This is a genomic window from Corynebacterium sp. MSK150 (genome assembly GCF_030229215.1).
Lineage (GTDB): Bacteria > Actinomycetota > Actinomycetes > Mycobacteriales > Mycobacteriaceae > Corynebacterium.
This window is the reverse complement of sequence record NZ_JASPHM010000015.1, coordinates 13,426-29,560: the sequence shown is the minus strand read 5'-3', so window position 1 is coordinate 29,560 and position 16,135 is coordinate 13,426. Positions and strand designations below refer to the sequence as shown.

Annotated in this window: 13 protein-coding genes; 2 read left to right on the top strand and 11 right to left on the bottom strand. The window is 62.8% G+C overall.

Going from position 1 to position 16,135, the window contains the following annotated elements; all coding sequences use genetic code 11:
* Nucleotides 1-10: 10 nt before the first annotated feature.
* Both QP941_RS09675 and QP941_RS09670 read right to left on the bottom strand, forming a co-directional pair.
* Nucleotides 11-334 carry a malonyl-CoA-ACP transacylase gene (locus tag QP941_RS09675; protein ID WP_250411962.1) on the bottom strand — a complete coding sequence of 108 codons (324 nt, stop codon included), beginning with the start codon at nucleotides 332-334 and terminating at the stop codon, nucleotides 11-13.
* 373 nt (nucleotides 335-707) lie between these two features.
* Nucleotides 708-2,000, bottom strand: a complete 1,293-nt coding sequence (locus tag QP941_RS09670) for an adenylosuccinate synthase (RefSeq protein WP_284868788.1) — start codon at nucleotides 1,998-2,000, stop codon at nucleotides 708-710.
* A gap of 87 nt (nucleotides 2,001-2,087) precedes the next feature.
* Here QP941_RS09670 and QP941_RS09665 point away from each other — a divergent pair, with 87 nt between their 5' ends.
* The gene (locus tag QP941_RS09665; protein ID WP_284868787.1) at nucleotides 2,088-2,960 is read left to right on the top strand and encodes a hypothetical protein; all 873 of its coding nucleotides are present in this window, start codon (nucleotides 2,088-2,090) and stop codon (nucleotides 2,958-2,960) included.
* A 37-nt stretch (nucleotides 2,961-2,997) separates the two neighbouring features.
* Here QP941_RS09665 and QP941_RS09660 read toward each other — a convergent pair whose 3' ends face one another.
* Nucleotides 2,998-4,212, bottom strand: coding sequence for an FUSC family protein (locus tag QP941_RS09660; RefSeq protein ID WP_284868786.1), 1,215 nt, complete (start codon nucleotides 4,210-4,212; stop codon nucleotides 2,998-3,000).
* Nucleotides 4,213-4,377: 165 nt separating this feature from the next.
* Between QP941_RS09660 and QP941_RS09655 the strand changes: the two genes are divergently transcribed.
* Nucleotides 4,378-5,451, top strand: a complete 1,074-nt coding sequence (locus QP941_RS09655; RefSeq protein ID WP_284868785.1) for an HNH endonuclease signature motif containing protein — start codon at nucleotides 4,378-4,380, stop codon at nucleotides 5,449-5,451.
* A 114-nt stretch (nucleotides 5,452-5,565) separates the two neighbouring features.
* Here QP941_RS09655 and fbaA read toward each other — a convergent pair whose 3' ends face one another.
* The 8 genes from fbaA to QP941_RS09615 form a co-directional block, all read right to left on the bottom strand.
* Nucleotides 5,566-6,600 carry a class II fructose-bisphosphate aldolase gene (fbaA, locus tag QP941_RS09650; protein WP_239279367.1) on the bottom strand — a complete coding sequence of 345 codons (1,035 nt, stop codon included), beginning with the start codon at nucleotides 6,598-6,600 and terminating at the stop codon, nucleotides 5,566-5,568.
* A gap of 146 nt (nucleotides 6,601-6,746) precedes the next feature.
* Entirely contained in the window at nucleotides 6,747-7,937 is a 1,191-nt protein-coding gene (locus QP941_RS09645) for a glycoside hydrolase family 76 protein (RefSeq protein WP_239279368.1), read from the bottom strand.
* 54 nt (nucleotides 7,938-7,991) lie between these two features.
* Nucleotides 7,992-8,675: a TrmH family RNA methyltransferase gene (locus tag QP941_RS09640; protein WP_239279369.1), complete on the bottom strand. Its 684-nt coding sequence runs from the start codon at nucleotides 8,673-8,675 to the stop codon at nucleotides 7,992-7,994.
* Nucleotides 8,662-9,252, bottom strand: coding sequence for an orotate phosphoribosyltransferase (gene pyrE, locus QP941_RS09635; RefSeq protein WP_005325539.1), 591 nt, complete (start codon nucleotides 9,250-9,252; stop codon nucleotides 8,662-8,664). Before pyrE ends, QP941_RS09640 begins: the two co-directional genes overlap by 14 nt.
* Nucleotides 9,253-9,307: 55 nt before the next feature.
* Entirely contained in the window at nucleotides 9,308-10,786 is a 1,479-nt protein-coding gene (locus tag QP941_RS09630; protein WP_284868784.1) for a TtfA family protein, read from the bottom strand.
* A 94-nt stretch (nucleotides 10,787-10,880) separates the two neighbouring features.
* Nucleotides 10,881-11,738, bottom strand: a complete 858-nt coding sequence (locus tag QP941_RS09625) for a sulfurtransferase (protein WP_005329334.1) — start codon at nucleotides 11,736-11,738, stop codon at nucleotides 10,881-10,883.
* Nucleotides 11,739-11,794: 56 nt separating this feature from the next.
* Entirely contained in the window at nucleotides 11,795-14,350 is a 2,556-nt protein-coding gene (clpB, locus tag QP941_RS09620) for an ATP-dependent chaperone ClpB (RefSeq protein WP_284868783.1), read from the bottom strand.
* A gap of 132 nt (nucleotides 14,351-14,482) precedes the next feature.
* Entirely contained in the window at nucleotides 14,483-15,895 is a 1,413-nt protein-coding gene (locus QP941_RS09615; RefSeq protein ID WP_284868782.1) for a TetR/AcrR family transcriptional regulator, read from the bottom strand.
* Between the last annotated feature and the right edge of the window lie 240 nt (nucleotides 15,896-16,135).

Genomic DNA, 16,135 nt, shown 5'->3' with positions numbered 1-16,135 from the left:
GAACTAGGCCTTAAAGAACGGCAGTAACCCGGTAGCCCTTTTCCTGCAGGAGCTGGGAAACCGCCTCAAAAGTATCGCCATCCTTGTCCGGGTTGTAGGTCTCCGGGTTCAGGGCAATATGGGCGGTGTCGCCTTCGTAACGGACGCTGATGAAGTCGTAGCCGGCTTCGGCATGGGCGGCGTCGATAAGCGCCTGCACGTCGTCGTTGTTGCCCTGCTCAGCAACAGCAACTTGCTCCTGCTCAGGTGCCGGCGCAGCCTCCTGCGCCGGGGCGCCCAGGCCGAAGAAGCCCATAATCGTGGCTAGCAGGCCGCTCACAAGCTTGATAATCATTGAAGTAACTCCCTGTGTAGTAATACGCGGGAATAGGGCCCGCGAAAGCTGAAAACTCTCAGTACTTAAAGTAATCTTAACTTTAGCTTAGTGTCTAGTTACATTCAACAGGGAAAGCCTTAATTCACCACGCCATGGCCCTGTGTGCGGTTAAGGGTCGATGAAAACGCCACAGCGCCCGTGCTCCGTCTCAATGACGGGACACGGGCGCTTTCACTCAATTAGGTCTCAATCCCTTAGAGGGACCAAGAGCTGGGCAGGGATAGCAACCTTTGTTGTCTGCTTGGAGGGCTAGAAGAAGCATCGTGCAGAGAGCCAGTTCAGCTGTGCTAGACAGTGGGGCTCTCACACCACCTCAGTGAGGACTACGGCCTTACTGGTCTTCCATCACATCATGACGAATGATGGTCTGGTCGCGGCCCGGACCAACGCCGATATAGGAGATACGGCAGCCAGACAGCTCTTCCAAGCGCAGGACGTAATCCTGCGCCTTCTGCGGCAGCTCCTCAAAGGTGGAGCACTCCGTGATGTCCTCATCCCAGGCCGGCATGGTCTCGAAGATGGGCTCGGCGTGGTGGAACTCGGACTGGGTAAGCGGCAGTTCGTCATAGCGCTTGCCATCGACGTCATAAGCCACGCAGATCGGGATCTCGCCAATGCCGGTAAGAACGTCCAGCTTGGTCAGGAAGTAATCGGTAAAGCCGTTAACGCGGGTGGCATAGCGCGCCACAACGGAGTCATACCAACCACAACGGCGCTTGCGGCCGGTGTTCACACCAATCTCGCCGCCGGTGGTCTGCAGGTACTCGCCCCACTTATCAAAGAGCTCGGTGGGGAACGGGCCGGCACCCACGCGGGTGGTGTAGGCCTTGATGATGCCCAGCGAGGTCTTAATGCGCGTTGGACCAATGCCGGAACCTACGGAAGCACCACCGGCGGTCGGGTTAGACGAGGTCACAAACGGGTAGGTGCCGTGGTCCACGTCGAGCATGGTGGCCTGGCCGCCCTCCATGAGCACGTGCTTGCCGGCCTCGAGGGCCTGGTTGAGCTCCAGCTCGGCGTCAATAACCATCGGACGGAGGCGGTCGCGGTAGCTCAGGAAGTACTCCACAATCTGGTTCGCCTCGATGGCCTTGCGGTTGTACATCTTCACCAGCATCTGGTTCTTGATATCCAGCGCGGATTCCACCTTCTGGCGCAGGATGGACTCATCAAAAATGTCCTGCACGCGGATGCCAATGCGCGCGACCTTATCGGCGTAGGTCGGGCCAATGCCGCGGCCGGTGGTGCCGATAGCGCGCTTGCCCAGGAAGCGTTCCTGCACGCGGTCCAGGGTCTGGTGGTACGGCGCCACCAGGTGCGCATTGGCGGAAATCTTCAGGCGCGAGGCGTTCGCGCCGCGGGCCTCAAGGCCGTCAATCTCATCAAAGAGCGCCTCAAGGTTGATCACTACGCCATTGCCCAGCACCGGGGTGGCGTTCTCGGACAAAATGCCGGCCGGCAGGAGCTTCAGCTCGTATTTTTCGCCGCCTACCACGACGGTATGGCCGGCGTTATTACCGCCGTTCGGCTTGACCACGTAGTCAACCTTGCCGCCGAGGATGTCGGTCGCTTTGCCCTTGCCTTCGTCGCCCCACTGGGCGCCGACAATGACGATCGCTGCCATTGTTTAGTCACTTCCTCATAATTGAAGCCAAAATACTCTCCAACTTTACACTTTCCCGGCGCAAAAAGCCCGCGTAGCATTGTCCGCATGCGTTTTTTGTTCCTCCGCTGCGGCGCCCCTGGCGTGGCCATGCCTGCCGAAGCCCACGACCTCTCCCCCATCCCTACCCGCAAAGAGCTCGCGCTTATCGACGCCTTCCTCAGCCCCCTCCTCCCCACAGACCCCACTCCCTCGCTCGATGACATCGCCGCGCAACCCGACGTCCGCCACCTCGGCGCCCCCGAACCTGCCCCACAAGCCCCACACTTAGCTGAGCCCGCCCGCATCGTCGTCGCCGGCTCCGACGCCGCCCTCTCGGCCGTGCTGACCCGCCTCATGCGCTCCGACCGCCTCTGGGCCGAGGTCGCTTTCATCCCCGTCCCCTCGGCCGCAGCCTCTGCCCCCTCAACCACCGCGCCGACCGCCTCCCCCGCATCCGCCACATCCGCGGCCGCGCAGAACTGGGGAATTCCCACCTCCCCGGCCGAGGCCCTCGACTTCGCCCGCACGGCCCCGGTCCGCCCTGCGCCGCTCATCCGCAACGATTCCGGCCTCGCCGTCGCTGGCTCCGCCACTATTTCGGACGCCGCAAATGGCTCTTTCACCGGCGAAATCATCATCGACGACCACACCCTAGCCGCCACTTCCCCCAAAACCTTTGGCGCGCGCCTCGTCCCGATGACCGACGCCCCCGGCATCCTCGCCGCCCGCGCCACCTCCCCCGTCGAGTCGCAGGGCCGCCTGCGCTCGCTCCTGCGTAAGCCCGGTCAGCTCGACCCCGAATCCGTCAGCACCGGCCGCGCGGTCCAGGCTGGCGGCCCACAGCTGCGCGTCATCGTCGATTCCGTCCCCCACAAGCGCCCGGTGACCCGCGTGACGTTTTACCGCCACCTGCGCGACCTCCAAATCGTCCGCCCTTAGCTCACGCGGCGTCCTTGTCTGCGCGCGACGTCTTTATCTACGCGCGAGGACGCTTGTCCTCGCGCCCCCACACCTCCGGCGGGTAGGCCGGGTGCTGCGAGGTCGGCACGAGGTGCGCCACGGCTGACTCGCGCGAGAGCCCGCACACCATCAGCATGTCCACCACGATGGAGCGCGTCTGGCCCAGAATCATATAGGCCGAGAGCGTGCCTTCTTTATCGATAATGTCCAGCCCGGCGCGCCCGCCCACGATGCGCAGGCGCTGCACAAGGTCCGGAATTTCAATCGCCTCGTCGTGCCCATGCTTTTTGCCCTGGCTGTAGAGCTCACTAACCGCGAGCATGATTTCAGAAAGCTCATCGAGCAACTCCACCTGCTCGTCCGAAACCTTGTCGCGGTCCTCCGTCAGGCCCAGCGCCTGGCGGGAGAGCACGCGCACGCCGCGCACCGCGTTATCCACCGGCATGAGGATGCGCTCCAGCGAGCGAATGCTGCGCCGCGAGGCCCACAACAGCGGCGAGACCTCCGAGGCCTCCCTACCCGATTGCGCCGCGCTCAGCAGGGTATTGACGCTATTTTGCGTACCGCGCACTGCCTCGCGTGCGTCGCGGATGACGGCGGGGTCTTGGTGGCGGATGCCATAAGTGACGTCGGCAAGAATGCTCGAGGCAATCTTAAGCACCTTCGACACCTCGCGCCGCGCTTCCACCAACGGGGAATTGGGAATCAACGCAATGGTTATCAGGCCAATGCCCGAGCCAATCATCGCGTCAATCGCGCGGTGCAGGCCGCCTGGACCCTCTGTGGGTGGGAAAATCGTGGCGATCAAAATCGCGCCAAAGACAATCTGGTTGGTCACCAGCGGCGACTTGGTCAAAAACGAGCCCACCACCAGGCCCGCGCCCACAATGAAGAAAATCTGGAACGGCCCCTGCCCCACAATCTGGAAGAGCAGGTCGCCCACGGCCACGCCAATGATGCCGCCAATCGACATCTCCAGCGCCTTTTTCATCCTGTCCCCACCGGACATCCCCAGAATGATGACCGCAGAAATCGGCGCAAAGAACGGCTGCGGGTGCCCCACCACATCGCCGGCTACCCAGTACGCGAGCGCCGCGCCGATAGTCGCCTGGACGATGTAGACAAACCGCGAGCGGATGCGGTTTACCCGCGAGAGCACCGAACGGTCAATCACCCGCAGCTTTTGCCGCGTTGAGACTCTTTCCTTCGCTTCCGACATGCCTTCCAGCATAGAAGACCGCCCTTACCATCGCCGCTGTCCCCGCGCATCTCGGCCGCCGGCCGGCTTGTGGATAGCTCTTGCCGACGCCCCCTTTTCCCCCACCTGTCCACAATTTCGCCATTCCCGGCCGCGCACCGCTTGTTCGACCCTCGCGTGCCCTTTAACTTCGGCCGTGTGAACACCGAATTTCTCTTGCTATGCCGCCGCGGCGTCGACCTCGTCGCCGAATTTCAGGGCTGCTCCGAAGACTCGCTCCTCGAGGCCGGAGCCAGCCCCCTTCTGGCTGCCCAGCTCGCCCGCCTGCAGCACGTCTATTTCGGCCGCACGTCCAATACCCGCAAGCAGCGCCTCGCGCGCGATGCCGCCCGCACCCGTGCCCATGACCTCACCACGCTCGATAGCATCGAGTCCTATACCCGCCGTGTGCGCGACACCAGCCGCGCTTGGGACCTGCGCCTAGAACTCTGTCGCACCGAGGCCCGCCTCATCCCTTCTGTGGCCAAGAAGCTCCTCAAGCAGCTCAATCCTCCCCGTCGCCCCGAACCCGGCGTGCGCTATACCCGCCGCCCCGACGGTCCCCACACCATCTCCATTACGGCCGATCCCACCGATATCGCCGATATCAAGGGCGTGCTCTCCTCGGTCAACAAGGACGATCCCCTCGCCGCCGCCAAGAAGGTCCTCCTCGAGGGCAACCCCGGCGCGCTGCCGGCCGTGCATACCAACGTCATCCTCACCCTAGACCAGCTCGACCGCATCGTCGCCGCGCCTGCCGACGCCGCCGATATCACCCTCCAGCTCACCAACGGTGCCCGCATAACCGGCGCGCAGCTCATCGCCCGCGCTTTAGCCCAGCGCGGCTACGTCAGCCTGGTACACCCGGAGCACGGCCCGGTGAACCTGTACCGCACCGAGCGCATGGCCACGTGGAAACAGCGCATGCTCGCCGCAGCCGAGCACCCCGTGTGCGCGTGGCCGGGCTGCAATACGCCTGCCGACGACGCCCAAGTCCACCACCTCACCGCCTGGTCCGCCGGCGGGCCTACCAACCAAGAAAATCTGGTCACCTTGTGTGCTCACCACAATGCCGTCAACCAAGATGACCCCTCCCGGCCCACGGAACGCGGCCGCATGGTGCGCATCGATGGCCGCGTCGCCTGGATACCACCGTGGAGCAACACCCCACGCTTCGTCCCCAGCCCCGCTAGGCCGCCAAACCCCAACCACAGCCCCAGCCACAACCCCTAACTGCGCCGGCCGAGAGCACGAAAAAGCCGCCTCCCACGCGGGGAAGCGGCTCATTCGGCATGCCTATGTGCGAGGCTGCCTCAACTTAAAGCAGTGTGGAGCAGCTAAGGGCAATTACTTGGAAATGGACTTGCCCACAGAGTGCAGGTCCTGGCAGGACTCGATGACGCGCTCGGACATGCCCTGCTCTGCCTTCTTCAGGTAGGAACGTGGGTCGTAGACCTTCTTGTTGCCAACCTCGCCGTCAATCTTGAAGACGCCATCGTAATTCGTCATCATGTGGCGAGCGATCGGGTTGGTGAAGGCGTATTGGGTATCGGTGTCTACGTTCATCTTGATGACACCGTAGCGCAGAGCCTCTTCGATCTTTTCCTTCTCGGAGCCGGAGCCACCGTGGAAGACGAAGTCGAAGGCGTACTCGTCCTCACCCAGGCCGAGCTTCTTTTGTGCAACCTTCTGGCCCTCAAGCAGGACCTCTGGGCGAAGCTTCACGTTGCCTGGCTTGTAGACGCCGTGAACGTTGCCGAAAGTAGCAGCCAGCATGTAGCGGCCCTTCTCACCGGTGCCCAGAGCATCGATGGTCTTCTCAAAGTCCTCTGGGGAGGTGTAGAGGTTAGCGCCCGCCTTGGCCTGGACGCCGTCCTCTTCGCCGCCGACGACGCCGATTTCGGCCTCGAGGATGACGTGAGCGTTCTTAGCCTTCTCCAGCAGCTCCTGTGCGATGACCAGGTTCTCATCGATTGGAATAGCGGAGCCGTCCCACATGTGGGACTGGAACAGTGGGTTCTCGCCGCGGTCGACGCGCTCCTGGGAGATTGCCAGCAGTGGGCGGACGTACTCATCGAGTACCTCCTTCTGGCAGTGGTCGGTGTGCAGCGCGATATTCACGCCGTAGTGCTTGGCGGCCTCATGAGCGAATGCGGCCAGTGCCTGAGCACCCTTGACCTTGTCCTTCACAGCCAGACCGGAGCCGAAGGCGGCACCGCCGGTGGAGAACTGGATGATGCCGTCGGACTCGGCCTCAGCAAAGCCCTTCAGAGCTGCGTTAATGGTCTCAGATGAGGTGCAGTTGATAGCTGGGAACGCGAAGCCATTCTTCTTCGCGGTATCCAGCATCTCGTTATAGACCTCAGGGGTTGCAATTGGCATGAGTTTCCATCCTTAAAAAGTGGGTTTGTGGTCAAACACGTTCCAGCACCCAAGTATGCCCGTTTCACGAAAATTCTGCCGCAAAAACCGTGTGACATTTTCAACCCGCTCATTTCCGGAGCCAATCCCCCTCTGAAAAGCGTGGATTATTTAGACATGTGCCGCGTCACGCGAGCGCAGGCCTCCATCAGCATCCACCCGGAGAGTTGCACGGACAGATCACGCTCATCTACGCGAATGATGCCGACCTTCTCACTCATGGTGCGCCGGCCGAATCCGTAGTTATGCGGCAGGCGCGCATCGGACAACCAGTCGGATCCGAAAATCGGCAGGCCGTCGACCTCGAGGCGGTGCTCCCACACCGACTCGGCCGAGGCCACCACCATGCGCGCGGCCAGCTTTTTCGTCGCGCGGTTGGCGGGGGAATCGCCGGGCAGGCGCACAGCGACGTCGGCAAGATAGCGCATCAAAATTCCCTTAAACAGGCCACCGTCGCCATCGCCGGTCTCCCAGTCCACCACGCCCGAAGGCGTAGCCATGCCCGAAGCCACGGTCTGCACCAAGCCCCGGATGCGGATGATGTAATCCATCATCTCGGAAGCCATCTCGGCCTCGTACACGCTGTCGATGTGCTCCAGATCGCCCACGCCGGCCTTTTCCCGCAGCGCCAGCACGATTTCCAGGCACGCGCCGAGCACTACGCCCTGGCAGTAGGGGTGGATGTTTTTTACCACCTCAGGGCCGTCCATGCGCATGCGGACGCCGTCCATGATGTAGCCGTCGTCGTCAAGCAGGTGGTCATAGATCCAGTCAACGATGTGGCGTGCTTCCTCAATGCGCCCCATCCGCGCGAGCATGATGGCGCCCGGGCCATTGGAGGGCACGTTCATGAAATTCTCGCCCAGGCGCCACGGCAGCACACCAAGCGTTTCATCGAGGCCTTCGTGGATATTGCGCTGCAGGGCCGCGAGGCGCTTGGGCGTCTTTGCCTTCTTCAGTCCTTCCACGCGGCCGAAGGCCAGCGCGAGCCAAGCCTTGTCGTCGTAGTACTTATTCTTGGTCAGCTGCGCGAGGTTGCGGATGCGAATGCCGCGCAAGGTGTCATAGATGCGGTAGCGGCGCACCTTGGTGTTATTGCGCAGCGCCGCATCGACGAGGCAGTCCAGGTAGTGGGCCTGCCACCAGTAGTGCCAGTGGACAAAGAGTTTTTCCTTCGTGGTGGGCGGCCAGCTAACCACCGCTAGATTGGTGCGAGGCAGGCCCCACACAGAGTGCGCGTGGCGCTCATTGATGGCGGCCTCTGCGAGTTCGGCGCGGTGGGCCCATTTTTCTTCCACGGTTCCTCAATCACTCCAGTCGCACGGGTAGATACAGCTAGTGTAGCGATCTTCCTACCAAGAATTATCCAGATCGGCGTGCTGGCGGATCCAGGCGTGCATGGCGATGCCGGCCGCGACACCCGCGTTGATGGAGCGGGTGGAGCCAAATTGGGCGATGGAGCAGGTCATCACCGCGGCATCTTGGGCTGCTTGCGTCACGCCGGGGCCTTCCTGGCCGAAGAGTAGCAGGCTGCGCTCCGGCAGCTCGGCCGTTTCCAGGGGCACGCAACCGGGGGTGTTGTCGATGGCAACGACGGTAAGGCCCTCCTCGGCCGCCCAAGCAATAAGCTTCTCGACGCTCTCGTGGTGCATCAAGTGCTGGTACCTATCCGTGACCATTGCCCCGCGGCGATTCCACCGCCGCCGGCCGACGATATGCACGGTATCGACGGCGAAGGCGTTGGCGGTGCGCACGACGGTGCCGATATTGGCGTCGTTTTCGAAGTTCTCGATGGCGATGTGCAGGCTATGCCGGCGCTTATCGATGTCCTCTTTGATCGCTTCCCTACTCCAGTAGCGGTAGGCGTCGACGACGTTGCGACGGTCGCCTTCGGCAAGCAGCTCTGGATCGTATTTCGCGGCCTCCGGCCCTTGCGGCAGCGGACCTTCCCAGGGGCCTACGCCATGGCGGCCCTCGTTCCACTCGGTCGGGCCCTTGGCCTGGTCGGCCGCGCCATCTGCGTTAGGCGAGGTCAAGGTCGCCCAAGCCCAGCAGGGAGCGGTACTCGAGGCCTTCTGCGGCGATGACGTCGCCGGCGCCGGTCTCGCGGTCCACAACGGTCGCCACGCCCACGACCTCGGCGCCGGCCTCGCGCAGCGCGGCCACGGCGGTCAGCGGGGAGTTACCGGTAGTGGTGGTGTCTTCTACGACAAGAACCTTCTTGCCTTCTACGTCCGCGCCCTCGATGCGACGCTGCATGCCGTGCTTCTTGGCTTCTTTGCGCACGACGAAGGCGTCGATATCGCGGCCCTCGGCATGCATGATGGAGGTAGCAACCGGGTCGGCGCCGAGAGTCAGGCCACCGACGGCCGCGAAATCCCAATCTGCGGTCAACTCGCGCAGCAGGGCGCCGATAAGGCGGGAAGCTTCGTGATGCAAGGTAGCGCGGCGGAGATCCACGTAGTAGTCAGCTTCCTTACCTGAGGACAGGGTCACCTTGCCGTGGACGACGGCCAGTTCCTTAACCAGTTCGGCGAGGCGGGCCTTCTTCTCGGCGTCCAAGTTCTGGGCGTGCGCGTTCTGGGCGTTGGTGGTGTGAGAATCCACAGTCATCTGCTCCTTGTTGTGGTTCGGGGACGGCGGCCGGCCGCCGGTATCGGACTCTAGGCTACTCTCCCCGGCGCGGGTCCGATTCCTCGGCCGCGGAGTCGCTCGCCGGGTTGGGGTCGGCCTGGTTGCGATCGGCCGCGGACTCGCTCGCCGGGGTGGGGTCGACTGGGTTGGGGTCGGCCGCACGGAGGCCATCGGTGGTGGAGTCGGCGGAGGGGCTGTCGAAGATGGAGGCGGCGCGGAACTGCTGGCGCGGCAGGCGGGCGGTATGAGAATCGGGGTTGGGGCGCTCGCGGCCGTCGGCAATGGCGTCTACTTCGTCGCCGCCGAGGGCGCTGTGCTCGACCGGGCCGCGGGTTTCGGAGTAGGCCCGAGACGGCATCTGCAACGGCTCTTCCGGCCGTTGGATGACGGGTCGCTCGAATTCGGGCGCGCCTGCGGTCGGCGCGCCGCCGACGACTTCGACGATGGGCTGAGCGGGAATCTCGCGGGCTGGATCCAATTCCTCAAGGCGCACCACGTGGGTGGCCGAGGAACGCGGGGGGAGGACGCGGGCGGCGTCGGCAAGCAGGGCGAGAGGCGGCAGCATCGCGTCCCATTCCGCGGAGCGCGCCTGCTTCGTGGTCTGCGCCAGGACCCACTCTGTTTCCATCCACAGTGCGGTAACGGCCTCGGGCATTTGCTGGAGGGCGACGTGGACGCGCTCGTCCACCATGCGCTCGGTCACGGCGCTATCCGAGGAATACACATCGAACCCCTCGATGGTCATGGCCAAAAGCAGGTCCTCGGAAGCCTTCGCGTCGTCGCGATCGAAACGACGGAAGTCCACCACCATGTCGGAGGCTGCGCCGGTGCGCATGGCCATGACGTTGACGCCATCGATATCCATCAACAGCATCTCGTGGCCGTACACGTTACCGGCGACAATGTCTTTGGGAGCCGCGCCGGTGGAGGCCACTCCCCTGGTCCATTCGTCTACGAGGTAAGGGTCGGCCTTCATGAATTCAAATCCCTTGGCTTCCGCCCAATTGCGGCGCTCGCGGCGCATGGTTCCCGGCAGGATCGGCCGGTGGCGCGCATGTGGCTTGGAAGGCGCGGGGTGCTCGCTCGCGGTCTCGGGGGCCGGCTGGTGATCGGGGTCGGGAGCCGGTTCACGCTCGGGGACCGGCTCGGGTTCGTCAGTTGGCTCAGGTTCTTGCTGGGACGGGGTCTCGGTCGCGGGCTCGGGAGTGGGCTCCGGTGCGGGAGCTGACGCAGCTGCTTCGGTGGCCGGAGTGGCCGGGTCAGCGGCAGAGGCACGCTCGGGGGCCACGCTCGAGGCCGAATCGGCAGGCTCGGCCGGGGCAGCGTTTTCGGGCGCGGCGAAGGTGGATGCGGAGTCCGTTGGCGTGGGGTCCGCGGGGGTGGGATCCACGGAGCTGGGGTCTGCGTCGGCGGAGGGTGTAGGGGTGGAGGTGCGCTGTTTGCCGTCGTAAAGCAGCAGGGCACCGCCGGCAATGCCGAGAAGAACCGCGAGAGCAAGGATTAGAAAAGCCATCACCCCACGATAGTAGTAGGAACGAGCAAGCCCTCAGCGCTCGGCGCGCGGACGCGGGAGGCTGAGGGCGAAGGTGAGGGGCGGACTGGGGCGGTTAGCCGTTGACGGTGAGGCGGTCGCCGCGCTCGACGGGGTTGTGGGGGTTGGCAGACCACTGGGACCAGCCACCGACATAGTGGCGCAGGCCGGTGAAGCCAGCGTCTTCCATGGCGGCCAAGGCGAGGGCGGAGTGGTTGCCGGAACCGGAGTAGATGATGGCGCCTTGGACGTTGTCGGGGGTGAGGCCGGCGTCGAAAAGCACTTCGCGGATTTCGCCCGCGGACTTCCAGGTGCGCAGGCCATCGTTGTGGAACAGGCGCTCCGGCACATTGACGGCGCCGGGGATGTGGCCGGCCTTGAGGTCAAGGTTCTCGCGACGGCCGGCGAAGCGGTTGCGGGTGCGGGTATCGATGAGCAGGCCATCGTGATTGCGCACGTCATCGATGGTGGCCACGGGCATCTGGCCCGGGTTGACCTCGGCGGTGGCACCAACGGCGAAGTTGCCAGGGCCGGTAAGCGTGGTATAGCCCAGGTGGCGCCAATTGGCTAAGCCGCCGTCGAGGATGCGGACGTTGTCCAGGCCGGCCCAGCGCAAGGTCCACCAGGCGCGGCCGGCGAAAAGGCCACGGCCTTCGTCATAGACCACGACTGGCCGATCCTCGCGGATTCCCCACTGGCGGAAGTGCTCCTGCAGCTTATCCGGATCCGGCAGCGGGTTGCGGCCTACCTGGGAGCCGGGCAGGCCGGCGAAGGAATTGGCGGTATCGCTAAATAGTGCCGTCGGGATGTGCAGGGAGGTGAATTCGTTATAGCTCTGGCGCAGCTGCGGCTGCCAGTGGGTGGCCAAGAGGGTGAAACGCTCGCCGTGATAAATGGATTCGCGGAGTTCTTGCGGGGAGACCAAAATGCTCATGCCCCCGAGTCTAGGGGCATGAGCAGGATTTGGCGCGGCGGGCGCTGTGCGCCCGACTAACGGGCGGCGATGTCTAGCTCGGCGCCGCCATCGGCGACGTCCACGTGGACGGTGTCGCCATCAACGATGTCGCCGGCCAGCAGCTTCTTGGCGAGCTTGTCACCAATGGCCTGCTGGATGGTGCGGCGCAACGGGCGGGCGCCATAGGCCGGGTCGTAGCCGCGCTCGGCGAGCCAGGACTTGGCGGAATCCGAGACCTGCAGGGTCAGGCGGCGGGCGTCGAGGCGCTCGGACAGGCCGCGCAGTTGGATGTCGACGATGCCGCGCAGTAGCTCCTCAGAAAGGGGCTCGAACATAACCACATCATCGAGGCGATTGATGAATTCGGGCTTGAAGGCCTTCTTCACCGCGTCCATGGTCTCCTCGCGGGTGCCGCCGGCGCCCAGGTTGGAGGTCAGGATGATGACGGTATTGCGGAAGTCGACGGTGCGTCCTTGGCCGTCGGTAAGCCGGCCTTCATCCAGGACCTGCAGGAGGACGTCGAAGACGTCGGGGTGGGCCTTCTCTACCTCGTCGAAAAGCACGAGCGTGTAGGGGCGACGGCGCACGGCCTCGGTGAGCTGGCCGCCGGCCTCGTGGCCGACGTATCCCGGAGGGGCACCGACGAGGCGGGAAACGGAGTGCTTCTCGCCGTACTCGGACATATCGATGCGCACCATGGCGGATTCATCGTCGAAGAGGAAGTCCGCCAATGCCTTCGCGAGCTCGGTCTTGCCCACACCGGTGGGACCGAGGAAGAGGAAGGAACCGGTCGGGCGGTTGGGGTCGGCCACGCCCGCACGGGAGCGGCGAACGGCGTCCGATACGGCAGTGACGGCTTCCTTCTGGCCGACCACGCGGTTGCCCAGCACGGATTCCATATTGAGCAGCTTCTCGGTCTCGCCCTGTAGCATCTTGCCGGCCGGGATGCCGGTCCAGGCGGAAACGACCTCCGCGATGGTGTCCGGGCTTACCTCCTCATCGAGCATCGTATTGCGCTGCTCGGAGGCCTTGACCTCCGCGGCCGCGAGATCCTTTTCCAGCGGGGGGATCTTGCCGTAGTTGATCTCAGAGGCGAGTGCGAGGTCGCCGTCGCGCTCGGCAATTTCGGCTTGGCGGCGCAGGTCATCGAGTTCTTCCTTGATGTTTTGGACATCATCGATGGCCTTCTTCTCATTGGCCCAGCGGGCCTTGAGCTCCCCGAGCTTCTCACGCTGGTCCGCGAGCTCACCCTGCAGGGTAGCCAGGCGATCCTGGGAGGCGGCGTCAGATTCCTTCTTCAGCGCCAGCTCTTCGATCTCCATGCGGCGAACGATGCGCTCAAGCTCGTCGATTTCCTGCGGGGAGGAGTCGATCTCCATGCGCAGGCGGGAGCCTGCTTCATCGACGAGGTCGATGGCCTTATCCGGTAGGAAGCGGTTGGTGATGTAGCGGTTGGATAGCTCGGCGGCCGATACCAACGCGGAGTCCATGATGCGCACGCCGTGGTGCACCTCGTAGCGCTCCTTCAAGCCACGCAGGATGCCGATGGTGTCTTCCACGGAAGGCTCGGCGGCGTAGACCTGCTGGAAGCGGCGCTCGAGGGCGGCGTCCTTTTCAATGTACTTGCGGTACTCGTCCAAGGTGGTGGCGCCAACGAGGCGCAGCTCGCCGCGGGCCAGCATGGGCTTAATCATGTTGCCGGCGTCCATGGAGCCGTCGCCAGTAGCGCCGGCGCCAACGATGGTGTGCAGCTCATCGATGAAGGTGATGATCTCGCCCTCGGAGGACTTAATCTCATCGAGCACGGCCTTGAGGCGCTCCTCGAATTCGCCGCGGTACTTCGCACCGGCGACCATGGAGCCAAGATCCAGGCTGATGAGGGTCTTGCCCTTGAGGGACTCGGGGACGTCGCCAGCCACGATGCGGCGGGCCAAGCCCTCCACGATGGCGGTCTTGCCCACGCCGGGTTCGCCAATGAGCACTGGGTTATTCTTCGTGCGACGGCTAAGCACCTGGACCACACGGCGGATTTCCTGATCGCGGCCGATAACCGGGTCGATCTTTCCCTCTCGGGCGCGGGCGGTGAGGTCCGTGGCGTACTTTTCTAGGGCCTGGAACTGGTCCTCCGGGTTCTCAGAGGTCACCTTGGCAGCGCCGCGGACGGAGGGGAAGGCACCCTTGATGGCGTCATAAGTAGCACCACGGCCGGTAAGTAGCTCGGCGGCGTCGGTCTTAGAGCCAGCGATGGCGGCGAGGAGGACCTCGGTGGAGACGAACTCATCGCCCAGCTCCCCGGCCAACTCCTGCGATTTAGTCAGGACGTTGAGGCCATCGCGGTTAAATTGCGGGTTGGCCATATTGGCGCCCTCGGCTTTGGGATAAGAATCAACGAGCTCGCGGGCTTCCTTGAGCACGGTATCTGGGTCTACGCCGGTGGCCTTAAGAACTGGGGCGGCAATGCCGCCTTCTTGGCTCAAGATAGCGGCCAGCAGATGGGCCGGGCGGATATCCGGGTTGCCATTAGAGGAGGCTGTTTGCAGGGCGTCCTGCAGGGCCTCTTGTGTTTTAGTGGTGGGGTTAAATGAGTTCATGTGTGCGTTGCTCCTTCTAAGTTTTATTCACCCACTGTAGGGCTTCACTTAGCACAACGCACCCAGAGTTGAGCCTATTCCACTCAACCTAAATATTTTTGAGCGTGGGGCGCTCAACTTTGCGCAGGACTTTTAAACCTGCTTGTATTCCTCGTTTTCGTGGCCCAGAATCTGCAAGCTATGCGCGATGGCAAAGAAGGATACGGTCACTACCTGAACAAAAAGCGCCCACTTGAGATCTTCATTAAAGGTCTTGAAATCGCCGATACTACACAGATGGGCAATGCCATTGGCGCCGGCCCATACAGCCAAGGCGCTGATATAAACCAGCTGGTCGGTGGGGGTAATTCCCATCTCGATGACAAACTTGCGGAGTAGGTCCATCATGATGGCATAGTTCTTGGTCATACCCTCATGCGAGCTGCCATCACCATTGTGTGGAACGATGGAACCGCTGGCCAGCGCGATAATGGAGCTGAAACGCTCTGGGTACATCATCGCGTAATTAAAATAGGCGGCCGCAACAATCTGCAGTTGGTCTACAGTGGGGGTGTCCTCCGGAAGCGCAGCAAGGCAATCCTCGAAGACCTTGACCATTTCCGTGGTGGTGAGGGTTTCTGCCACCTCACGCAGCGCGAAATCGTTGTCCACGATGGTGGTCAGGAAGTCTTTGGAGGTACCAAGCTTTTCGGCCACGTGGTCAAAGAAGCGGCGGTCGACACCGCGGCGACCAGCCACGCGCAGCGCGGCCTCAATAATGACCTTCTTGGCTTCCTCAGGATCCATCTGCTCAAGGTTATCCGGAGCCACGAAGGGTTTTTCACGCTCGCTGCCCATGACCTTTTCCACAATGCCGCGGGCATCGTTCATAATGGGGCGGCGTTGCGGGATCTGCTTATTCTTAAACCAATATTGCAGGGCATCGACTACGAGGCGATCGACCTGCTTAAGATTGGCGGCGCGAATAACGGCATGTTGCAGGCGCAAGATACCCATCACACTCAAGTGGCCCATGCCGTGAATGACCGACCAGCACGCCAAGGTGATGCGGCCGATTTCCAAAGGCGAGATGTCTCCATCGTGGGCCACGACGGCACCCTGTTCTTCGGCAAAGCGCTTGACGACGTCCAGCGCCATGTCCGCCCCCGGAGTCCCCGACTTTTCTCCCTTGGCAAATTGGCAGACGTGCTCCTCATCCATAGCATCGTACCGCTCGAAGAGGTAGTGGTAGATGGCGGGCTCGTCATGGGCGTAGGCAAAGTAGGCCTCTGCCAGCTGCATGAGGACATCGCCGCCGGAATCACCCTCCGGCAGGTGACGCGCCGCTTCCACCATGTATTCAGACATGCGACGATCCAAGAAGGCGGGGACTTCCGCGAGCATGTCGGCACCGGTGGCGAATTCCTCAGCCACCACCTGTGGCGAGAGACCAGCCTGGTCCGCCACAGATTCCACGGTAACGGCTTGCTCGCCTTCGCAGCCCGCTACATAAACAGCGGCTTCCAGGATGATCACCCGCCTGGAAGCCGCATCTAACTGGTACATCTAGTTCCCCATCAAGACAAAGATTAATACCCGCTAATTCTAACAAAATTTAAGGTACAGGAATAACCCCCAATCGAATGCCCTTTCTCGAGAAAATCTTTTCTCACCGATGTTAACGGTGGTAGCGCGGCCTATAGGCCATGGTCGCGGCCATGAGGGTTTCCACCAATCCCGCACCGACGAGAAATATTCTTAACTTTTATGCGGTCAATCTCATAGTTTTTCAAGGCGGGAAGGAGG